At 63.1% G+C, this 10,223-nt stretch carries 10 protein-coding genes and 1 pseudogene; 9 read left to right on the top strand and 2 right to left on the bottom strand.

The window, feature by feature from the left end; genetic code table 11:
- Positions 1 to 111 (bottom strand): annotated as a pseudogene (locus tag MOV75_RS15025) (nitrate reductase); the annotation flags it as partial.
- 29 nt (positions 112 to 140) lie between these two features.
- Positions 141 to 326, bottom strand: a complete 186-nt coding sequence (gene napE, locus MOV75_RS15020) for a periplasmic nitrate reductase, NapE protein (RefSeq protein WP_211389945.1) — start codon at positions 324 to 326, stop codon at positions 141 to 143.
- Between the two features lie 263 nt (positions 327 to 589).
- On the opposite strand from napE, the gene MOV75_RS15015 reads away from it, so the two are divergent.
- From MOV75_RS15015 to ssuD, 9 genes are all read left to right on the top strand, one after another.
- On the top strand, positions 590 to 1,795 hold the full coding sequence (locus tag MOV75_RS15015; protein ID WP_247006088.1) for an LLM class flavin-dependent oxidoreductase: 1,206 nt from the start codon (positions 590 to 592) through the stop codon (positions 1,793 to 1,795).
- 14 nt (positions 1,796 to 1,809) lie between these two features.
- Positions 1,810 to 2,169 carry a DUF2200 domain-containing protein gene (locus tag MOV75_RS15010; RefSeq protein WP_246922634.1) on the top strand — a complete coding sequence of 120 codons (360 nt, stop codon included), beginning with the start codon at positions 1,810 to 1,812 and terminating at the stop codon, positions 2,167 to 2,169.
- A gap of 118 nt (positions 2,170 to 2,287) precedes the next feature.
- Entirely contained in the window at positions 2,288 to 3,076 is a 789-nt protein-coding gene (locus tag MOV75_RS15005) for a helix-turn-helix transcriptional regulator (protein ID WP_247006087.1), read from the top strand.
- 210 nt (positions 3,077 to 3,286) lie between these two features.
- The gene (locus tag MOV75_RS15000) at positions 3,287 to 3,658 is read left to right on the top strand and encodes a nuclear transport factor 2 family protein (protein WP_246922639.1); all 372 of its coding nucleotides are present in this window, start codon (positions 3,287 to 3,289) and stop codon (positions 3,656 to 3,658) included.
- Positions 3,659 to 4,886: 1,228 nt separating this feature from the next.
- A complete protein-coding gene (locus MOV75_RS14995) occupies positions 4,887 to 5,771 on the top strand; it encodes a L,D-transpeptidase (RefSeq protein ID WP_246922641.1) in 885 nt (294 codons plus the stop codon).
- A gap of 84 nt (positions 5,772 to 5,855) precedes the next feature.
- Positions 5,856 to 7,019 carry a cytochrome P450 gene (locus MOV75_RS14990; RefSeq protein WP_246922644.1) on the top strand — a complete coding sequence of 388 codons (1,164 nt, stop codon included), beginning with the start codon at positions 5,856 to 5,858 and terminating at the stop codon, positions 7,017 to 7,019.
- 343 nt (positions 7,020 to 7,362) lie between these two features.
- Positions 7,363 to 8,313 (top strand): sulfonate ABC transporter substrate-binding protein, encoded by a 951-nt coding sequence (locus tag MOV75_RS14985; RefSeq protein ID WP_246922648.1) that lies wholly within the window; start codon positions 7,363 to 7,365, stop codon positions 8,311 to 8,313.
- 38 nt (positions 8,314 to 8,351) lie between these two features.
- A complete protein-coding gene (locus MOV75_RS14980; protein ID WP_246922651.1) occupies positions 8,352 to 9,305 on the top strand; it encodes a sulfonate ABC transporter substrate-binding protein in 954 nt (317 codons plus the stop codon).
- Positions 9,306 to 9,313: 8 nt separating this feature from the next.
- Positions 9,314 to 10,223 (top strand): FMNH2-dependent alkanesulfonate monooxygenase (gene ssuD, locus MOV75_RS14975; protein WP_247006086.1); only part of this gene is annotated, 910 nt, incomplete at its 3' end.

The raw sequence follows: 10,223 nt of genomic DNA, 5'->3' as shown, positions 1-10,223 counted from the left end.
CGCCTGCACGATGATGCTGGCGATCTCGGCGCCCGGCGGCGCGATGACGCGGTCGGCGCTGAGCACCCGGCCGGTGATCAAGGCGCGGCGATTGAGTGTGGCGTGAGCCATGATGATGCCTGTCTTTCGCTCGTTGGGGATCAATGCGGGGAGGGCGGCGGGCCGGGAGGGCCGGCGAACATCTGGTAGATCCAGACCCCGAGCCCGTAAGTGCCGACCGTTCCGACCGCAAGGACGGGCATTACGACCGCGGTCAGGAACAGGAACGCAAAAATCTCCATGCGCTTACGGCGCACGCGCGAAGTCGTGTCGTCAGGGGCCGACATATTCGGTCTCTCTGAATGGTATGGGAATCGGGACGGCATCCGGGCCGTTGCCTTGCCGACACCTTAGGAGGACGAGCTCCAGGTACCTTGATTTAGATCAACCGGCTCAGAGCGAACGCTGCGTTGCACACCCACCGTCAGCATTGTGTTGATCGCGCGCGACGCCCGAGCGTTGTCCGCGGGGCGGAATTGGGACTTCGTAGACAGCGCCGTCTCGCGCATTAAGATGACGTTAACAACAATAATGCGGGAGAGCGACGCCCATGAAGTTCGGCATCTTCTACGAGCTGCAATTGCCGCGGCCCTGGGTGGCCGGCGACGAGTTCGCCCTCTACCAGAACGCTCTCTCGCAGATGGAACTCGCCGACAAGCTCGGCTACGACCATGCCTGGGTGGTCGAGCATCATTTCCTCGAGGAATATTCGCACTCGCCCTCGCCGGAATCCTTCCTCGCCGCCGCCAGCCAGCGCACCAGGAACATCCGGCTCGGCCACGGCATCCTCCAGCTCACCACCAACCATCCGGCCCGCGTTGCCGAGCGTGTCGCGGTGCTGGACCTGCTCAGCAACGGCCGCTGCGAATTCGGCATGGGCGAGAGCGCCTCGATCACCGAGCTCACCCCGTTCGGCCGCGACATGGAGACCAAGAAGGAGGTGTTCGAGGAGGCCGTGGCCGCGATCTTCCCGATGTTCAAGGACGCAGGCAGCGAGTATCACGGCAAGTATTTCGACATCCCCCTGCGCAATGTCGTGCCGAAGCCGGTGCAGAAGCCGCATCCGCCGCTGTGGATGGCCTGCTCGCAGCTGCCGACCATCGAGCGCGCCGGCCGCCACGGTTTTGGCGCGCTCGGCTTCCAGTTCGTCAGCGCCGATGCCGCGCACGCCTGGGTGCACGCCTATTACAACGCCATGACCAAGCGGCTCTCCAAGCTTGCGGACTACGAGATCAACCCCAACATGGCGCTGGTCTCGTTCTTCATGTGCGCCAAGACCGACGAGGAGGCGCGTGCCCGCGCCGACGGCGCCACCTTCTTCCAGTTCGCGCTGCGCTTCTACGGCGCCTCGCAGAACCGCCAGCGGCCCGCGCCCTACACCGTCAACATGTGGGACGAGTACAACAAATGGAAGCGCGACAATCCCGAGGCGCAGGAGGCGGCCTTGCGCGGCGGCCTGATCGGTTCGCCCGAGACGATCCGAAAGAAGCTGAAGCGGTTCCAGTCGTCGCATATCGACCAGGTCATCCTGCTCAACCAGGCCGGTAAGAACAGCCACGAGCACATCTGCGAATCGCTCGAGCTGTTCGGCCGCGAGGTGATGCCGGAGTTTCAGAACGATCCGGCGCAGGCGGCGTGGAAGCAGGGTGTGATGAGCGGCGAGATCAAGCTGGAAGAGATCGACACCGAGGCGTTCACCGACCGCTACGGCAAGCTCGCCATCAATGTGGCACCGGCGAAGGCTGCGGCGGGGTAGGGGGACTACGCATCGTGACAAAGCACCGGATCTACACGATGAGCTTCGCCAGCGTGTATCCGCTTTACGTTGCGAAAGCCGAGAAAAAGGGGCGGACAAAAGCCGAGGTCGATCAGATCATCTCCTGGCTGACCGGCTATGGTCAGAAGGAGCTGGAAGCTCAGCTGAAGAAGCAGACGGACTTTGAAACCTTCTTTGCGCAGGCGCCTCGGATCAATCCTTCTCGATCCATGATCAAGGGCGTCGTCTGCGGCGTCCGGGTGGAGGACATCAAAGAACCAACGATGCGAGAGATCCGCTACCTGGACAAGCTGATCGATGAGCTGGCCAAGGGAAAGACAATGGACAAGATCCTGCGGCAAACGAATTCCTGAGTGGAGCCCTCCGTCCACGGGGGGCGGCGGCCTTGCGCGGCATATCCAGGCGCCCTGCGTCTTCCGCTGCGTGGCCATTGCTGATAAACCTTCAGCAAACGGCGATAGGGAGAGAACGATGTGGTCTCGCGGAACGCCTGCAAATCCGGCGGCCGGCGATATCACGCCCGCGGTGCTCGCCATCGGCCGCTCCGATTTCCCAGAAGTCCTGATCGACACGCTGCGCCGGCAGGCCGATGTCGGCCATTGCATGGTGTTCGCGCTGTCGCGCGCTGGCGCCGTAGACTGCCTGCTCGATGCCGGCAACATCCCGATCGGCGGCGATCTCGGTGCGGCCTATGCCGGCCAGTTCCATGAATCCGATCCCAACCGCGATGTGCTGTTCGAAACCGAGGGCGGCGCCCCGATCATGCTGCCGTCCTTCGCGCCGCGCATGTACGGCGCGCGCTACCGCAAGATCTTCTTCCTCGATTCCGGCATCGTCGACAAATGCGCGACCGCGATCTGGACCGGCGACACCTGCTTCTACGTCAACTTCTATCGCATCACGGCCCAGGGCCGCTTCAGCGATGCCGAGCGTGTGCGGCTTCAAACAATCGCGCCCGCGATCGGTGCCAGCGTCGCACGTCATTTCCAGCAGGCTTCGACCACGACGCCCGACCAGAACCTCGCCGCATTGTTCGCGACACGCGCGCCGCTCTCCGCGCTGACGCCGCGCGAGCAGGAGGTCTGCCGCCGCATTTTGCTCGGCTTCAGCTCCGAGGCGATCTCGCAAGCGCTCGGCATCAGCCTGCATTCCACGCTGACCTACCGCAAGCGCGCCTATCAGCGGCTCGGCATCTCCTCGCAGAACGAATTGTTTTCGATCGTACTGCGGCTGCTCGCGAGTCCGCGCGGCCTCAACTGAGGGAGAAGTCTGTTTCCGAGAGCGAAGCGGACATGCCGTTTGTCGCCAGGATCGTCGCCTTTTGGACCCCTAGCGGACATTCTGTCGCGCACTCTGCTGGCCCTTTACCTTTGAGGGCGAACGCGGGGCTGTTTGTACCTGCTCGCAAAAACAGGTATCCAAGGTCCCTCAAGTTCGCTTGAAGGCAGGTAGATCAAGAATGGAATGCAGATGACAAAGCAAGAAGTCGATTTTGACGACATCCTTCGATCGAATCTAGAGCGGGTATTCAACGAACGGGATGACGATAAGCGTCGGACCGCCATCGATGATTTGTTCGTCGAACAGCCGGTCATGTATGAACCGACAAATATTGTAAAAGGTCGGGAAGCAATCTCGCGCGTTGCCGGAGATTTGCTCAAGCAATTTGGACCAGCATTTCGTTTTGTACCCGAGGGTGCAGCAGTCGGGCATCACGGATTGGCACATCTCTCATGGCACGCCGGACCTGAAGGCGGCCCGGCAACCGTGACGGGTGCGGACGTGGCCATTTTCGATGACGGCAAGATTTCACAGCTATGGGTACTGCTCAATGTGCGGTGAAATGTAATGGGTCCGCGTCTGGCCCGTAACGGACCTTCGTTCCGACCGTGGCGACGTCTGCTTCCGGGAGGGGACCCGACAAGGTCATGCTGGCCGGTGAGGGCAGCCTTTGACCCAATGCAGACAAGCTTCCCTTCGACAGCAGCGAAGCATCGCCAAAGTCCCTCTCGTCGCGGAAACTGGGACATCTTGCGGGTCATGCTAAGCTGACCGCAGGGTCCGACGTCAGATCGATCGTTGGCTGATAAACCCTTCTACAAGGGTCTCTGGCGAGATTTTGATCCGCCGTGTTGCATCGGCGGTCAGCCAATTCATCGCAGAGGGTCCAACCCATAGCGATCGGTCTGGGCTGCTTGGATTCGCGGATCTGTTTGGTCCGGCCGGGGCTTCCGGAATCCCCGGATTGCGCCAACGGACGACGGAGTTGACGCAGGTTTTCTTGATCCAACGACGCAACAAATTGTAACGGCGTTCGACGTTCGCCGCGGTCTTCTCGCTTGCCTGATCAGTCGCGATTGCAAATCGGCCCTGTGTGATCACCGTGCTGGTGATCACGCACCTTATGAATTGAATTGTTGCATACTCTCCTCTGCAATACCAATCGTTGCACGATAGGATGAATTCGGCTGGTAGCTTTGGCAGGTCCTCGGGGGACCAGATGATGCAGTGGTAACCGACAGAAGCGACATTTCGAGTTGTGGGGGGCGCTGCCGACTTCCACCGCGGGCCATCTACGAGAAGAACCACGGGGTCGCGTAACAACTCCGACATCAGGACAGCCTCGTCATCCGGATGCATCACAAATCGAATCTCGCTTCTCACACAGCCCCCCTCAGTCCACCTAGCTCGCCCTGCAAGGACGTAGTGTTGCTACTTCCTTTTTTGCGGCGCAAGAGTCCGGAATTGGCGCGCATAGCCGACATTCGGTGGGGAGAGTCTGTGTCCGCTCTGCAGCGTTGATCTGACTCGGTCCAGCAAGCTGGCGAGATGAGCTTTGACCCGAAGCCGCCGTCCATGACGAGCGGAGCATGTCCGATCCGCCGGGCGACCTCGAAGCGCGTCGTCCAGGTCGCTACCCAGATAGCAAGCGATAGCTCCCAATTCTCAGGCTGCCCCGCAAGAAGTCGGCGTTAACCATCGCTGGCGGTTCCTGCCTGAGCGACATCGCTTCGAAGTTTCTTAAATTTTGCTCGATACCTCTCTTGGGCATGGTGACCTGGAGAAGGGTATGAGCAAGCGAGCCAAACGCGGCAAGAAGGCAGAGACGCTCGCAATCCCAATGGTCGCGAGAGTTGCCATTGGCGCCGTGGCCGTCGGCGCTTTGGGCTACGGTTTGCTGTCCGGCCCGGCGGGCGTGCAACCGGTACGGAAGCCGTCCGCGCAACAAGCCCAGGCGTCGTCAACGCCGGTTTACGTGGCACCTCCGGTTCGCGCGTCAGCGCCGACTCCGGCCCCGGCTGCAGTTCCCGCTCCGATTCCGGCCCCGGCGGCAGCGCTGGTCGAGCCGCCAAAAGCCGCTGACGGTCCCGGCGCACTTGTCCGGCAGGTGGTCGACTATGCCAGCCACCAGCCGCCGGGCACCGTGATCATCGATACCGGACACACGTTCCTCTATTTCGTCCTCAATGACAGGCAGGCGATGCGCTACGGCATCGGTGTCGGCCGCGAAGGTTTCACATGGTCCGGTGAGCAGACCGTGGCCCGTAAGGCAGAATGGCCGGATTGGCATCCGCCCGCAGAGATGATCGGACGTCAGCCCTATCTGCCGCGGTTCATGGCAGGCGGTCCCGGCAACCCGCTCGGTGCCCGCGCGATGTATCTCGGCGAGACCGAATATCGCATTCACGGCACCAACAACCCCGATACGATCGGGAAGAAGGTTTCGTCCGGCTGTATCCGGCTGACCAATGACGACGTGACGGACCTCTATGAGCGGGTGAAAGTCGGAGCAAAAGTGATCGTGCTTCCGGCGACCGCTGCCCGCCGGCCATTGCAGGCAGCGCCCGCCGACGCCGCTTTCCGATTGCCGGACCCGACGTCGGCATCGAAGCGACCCTTGGCGGCCAACGCACAGATGCTGCCGTCTGGACCGAAGGTCGCCGAGGCCCGGTAACTCAGTCGGTCCCTATCACTAGGGACAGACGCCGGCCGCGGAGTTCGCTAGTCTGCCCTGGAGCATACCCCAGGGGAAACCGTCTTGAGTACCGCGCCGCGCATCGACATCGACCCGGCCGCATTCTGGGCCGACCCCTATCCGATGCTCGCAACGATGCGCAAGCAGGCGCCGATCGCCTTCGTGCCGCAGCTCGGCTCGACGCTGCTGACGAGCCGCGACGACATCTCGATCTCCGAGAAGCAGATCGACGTGTTCTCCTCGCACCAGCCCGCCGGCCTGATGAACCGGCTGATGGGTCACAACATGATGCGCAAGGACGGCGAGGCGCATCAGGTCGAACGCCGCGCCATGTTCCCGACGGTGTCGCCGAGGACGGTGAAGGCGCACTGGACCGCGCTGTTCCAGGCCCATGCCGACCGCATCCTCGATGCGATCGAGCCGGGGCGGATCGATTTCATGCGCGACTTCGCGCTGCCGTTCTCCGGCGAATGCCTGAAGTCGATCACCGGCCTCACCAATATCGGCTTTGGGGATATGGATGCGTGGTCGCAAGGCATGATCGAGGGCATCGCCAACTATGCCGGCGATCCCGCCGTCGAGGCGCGTTGCCACGCGGCGACGTCAGGCATCGATGCCGCGATCGACGACATCCTGCCGGTGATGCGCAAGAACCCCGACCAGAGCATCCTCGGCGTGCTGCTCGCCTCGGGCATGGCGATGGAGAGCGTGCGCGCGAATGTAAAACTCGCGATCTCCGGCGGTCAGAACGAGCCGCGCAAGGCGATTGCCGGCACGGTGTGGGCGCTGCTGACCCATCCCGAGCAGCTCGATCTCGTGCGCAAGGGCGAGGTGACCTGGCTCGAGGCATTCGAGGAATACGCCCGCTGGATCTCGCCGATCGGCATGTCGCCGCGCCGGATCGCAAAACCGTGGACGATCCGCGACGTGTCGTTCGAGCTTGATGAGCGCGTGTTCCTGATGTTCGGCTCGGCCAATCGCGACGAGAAGCATTTTGACCGCGCCGATCAGTTCGACGTGCGGCGTGATACGACGAAGAGCGTCGCGTTCGGCGCGGGTCCGCATTTCTGCGCCGGCGCGTGGGCCTCCCGCGCCATGATCGCGGACGTCGCGCTGCCGACCGTGTTCGCCCGCGCCAGGCAACTTGCCTTGGCCGATGACGAGGAGGTGCGGATCGGCGGCTGGGCGTTCCGCGGGCTGCAGAATTTGCCGGTGCGGTGGCATTAGGCGGGAAGTGCACACGCGCCAAAAGGACGGTGTCATCGCCCGCGAGGCGGGCGATCCAGTACGCCGCGGCAGTCGTGTGAACTGTGGACGTCTCTGAAATGCTGGATCCCCCGCTTTCGCGGGGAATGACGGCGAAGGCGAGGGCAGGAGTGCGGCGCTCACATTCACGTGCGAAAAGAATCGCTCTGCATCGTCGTCGCCGCTTGAAAGATTAATCATGTGCACGGCCGCGTGCGCAGTGCTCGCATCGCTATTTTCCCGGACGTCTCGACACCTCCAGTAACCCGCACCATCATCATCCACACGTGAATGAACAGCGGCCGCATGCGGCCGGGAGTGTGGAATGCAGCGTCGTGACTTCTTGAGGCTCTCTGCTGGAACTGCAGCCGCGGCTGCATTCGCTTCGCGCGCCAATGCGCAGAACGCGGTGAAGGAAATTCGTATCGGCTATCAGAAGACCGGCGTGCTGGTGATCGCGCGTCAGCAAGCTTCGCTGGAAAAACATTTCACACCGCAAGGCATCGAGGTGAAATGGATCGAGTTCTCCTCGGGCCCGCCGATGATGGAGGCGATGAATGTCGGCAGCGTCGATTTCGGCGCGGTCGGCGATTCTCCGCCGGTGTTCGCCCAGGCCGCGGGCGCGGCCATTGTCTATGCCGCCGGCCAGCCCATCACCAACGGCCAGGGCATTTTGGTGCCGAAGGACTCCCCGATCCGCACCATCGCCGATCTGAAGGGCAAGCGCATCGGCTTCACCAAGGGCTCCAGCGCGCACAACATCGTGGTGCAGACGCTGGAGAAGGCAGGTCTCACCTATGCCGACATCATGCCGGTCTATCTGACGCCGCCGGACGCAGGTCCCGCCTTCGCCAATGGCAGCATCGAGGCCTGGGCGATCTGGGATCCCTATTTCGCGATCGGCGAGGCCAAGCAGAACGGCCGCATCCTGGTCAACTCGCGCGAGGTCACCAAGACCAATTCCTTCTACATCGCCAATCGCGAGTTCGCGAAGCACCATGGTGCGGTTCTGCAACAGATCGTCGATGTCACGACCACCGCCGGTAAATGGGCCGAACAGCATCGCGACGAGGTCGCAAAGTCGCTCGCCGCGATCACCGGCGTGCCGCTGGACATCCAGACCGTTGCTGCCAACCGCGCGAACTTCGTGGTCGGTCCGGTTACCGACGACATCGTCGTGACCCAGCAGGGCGTCGCCGACCGCTTCTACAAGCTCGGCCTGATCCCGAAGCCGATTCAGATCCGCGACATCGTCTGGCGCAACTCGGCAGCCTGACCGTGCCCACCACTCTTCCCATCCACAAGGGTTTGAACATGAGACGCATCATCCAGCGCGTGATCGCGGCCATCGTGCTGTCGATCGGCATCGTCGCCGCCGCGGTCGGCACCTCCTACGGACAGGACAAGGTGGTCCGCATCGGCTACCAGAAATACGGCAAGCTGGTGCTGCTCAAGAGCAAGGGCACGCTGGAGCCGAAGCTCGCCGCCGACGGCTACAAGGTGGTGTGGACCGAATTCCCGTCAGGTCCGCCGTTGCTCGAGGCGCTCAATGTCGGCGCCATCGATTTCGGCAACACCGGCGAAGCCCCGCCGATCTTTGCGCAGGCCGCCGGTGCGCCGATCCAGTATGTCGCCTATGAGCCGCCGGCCCCGAAGGGTGAGGCGATCCTGGTGCCGAAGGACAGCCCGCTGAAATCGGTCGCGGACCTCAAGGGCAGGAAGGTTGCGCTCAACAAGGGCTCCAACGTCCACTATCTCCTGGTCAAGGCGCTGGAGAAGGCCGGCGTGAAATATTCGGAAGTCGAGCCGGTGTTCCTCGCACCGGCCGATGCCCGCGCCGCCTTCGAGCGCGGTGCGGTCGATGCCTGGGTGATCTGGGATCCGTTCCAGGCCGCGGCGGAAGCCGCCACCGGCGCGCGCACGCTCACCGATGGCACCGGCATCGTCGCCAACTACCAGTTCTACTTCTCGTCGAAGAAATTCCTCGACGCCAATCCGAAGGTCGTCGACGTCGTGCTCGCCGAGCTGAGCACGGTCGACGACTGGGCCAAGGGCGACATCCATGCGGTGGCCGAACAGCTGGCGCCGGCGATCGGATTGCCGGTCCCCGTGGTCGAGGTGGCCTTGAGCCGGCAGTCCTACGGCATCAAGCCGATCACCGATGCCGTCATCGCCGACCAGCAGCAGGTCGCCGACGCGTTCTTCGCGCTGGGCCTCATCCCCAAATCCATCAAGATCTCCGACGTCGCTCGGAAACCAGGATCGTGAGCAAGTCCATGAGCAAGCAACCCAACGCCAACATCCTCTGGTTCCTGCCGACCCACGGCGACGGCCGCTATCTCGGCACAGGCATCGGCGGCCGCGAGGTCAACTTCAACTATCTGCGGCAGATCGCGCAGGCCGCCGACCAGCTCGGCTATTTCGGCGTGCTGCTGCCGACCGGACGCTCTTGCGAGGATTCCTGGATCGTCGCCTCTTCAGTCGCGCCGTTCACCGAGCGGCTGCGCTATCTCGTGGCGGTCCGCCCCGGCCTGCAATCGCCGAGCGTTGCGGCGCGCATGACGGCGACCCTCGACCGCATCACTAACGGTCGGCTCCTCGTCAACGTCGTCACCGGCGGCGATCCCGTCGAGAACAAGGGCGACGGCATCTTCCTTGGTCATGACGAGCGCTACGAGGTCACTCGCGAGTTCCTGGGCGTCTATAGCGACCTGCTCGCCGGCAAGACCGTCAATGCCGAGGGCAAGCACATCCATGTCGAGGGCGGCAAGCTCTTGTTCCCGCCGGTGCAGGCGCCGCGGCCGCCGCTCTATTTCGGTGGCTCCTCCGATGCCGGCGTCGACGTCGCCGTCGACACCGTCGACAAATATCTCACCTGGGGCGAGCCGCCGGCGCTGGTCGCCGAGAAGATCGCGAAGGTGAGGGAGGTGGCCAGCCGGCGCGGCAGAAAACTCTCCTTCGGCATTCGGCTTCACGTGATCGTCCGCGAGACCAATGACGCGGCCTGGCGCGCGGCGAACGAGCTGATCAAGCATGTCAGCGACGAGACCATTGCGCTCGCGCAGAAGAACTTTGCCCGCATGGATTCCGTCGGCCAGCAGCGCATGGCGCAGCTCCACGGCGGCCAGCGCGACAAGCTCGAGATCGCGCCGAACCTGTGGGCCGGTGTCGGCCTCGTGCGCGGCG

This window comes from Bradyrhizobium sp. PRIMUS42 (genome assembly GCF_023006515.1).
Taxonomy (GTDB): Bacteria; Pseudomonadota; Alphaproteobacteria; order Rhizobiales; family Xanthobacteraceae; genus Bradyrhizobium.
The sequence above is the reverse complement of the archived record's forward strand: the minus strand, read 5'-3'. Positions and strand labels throughout refer to the sequence as shown.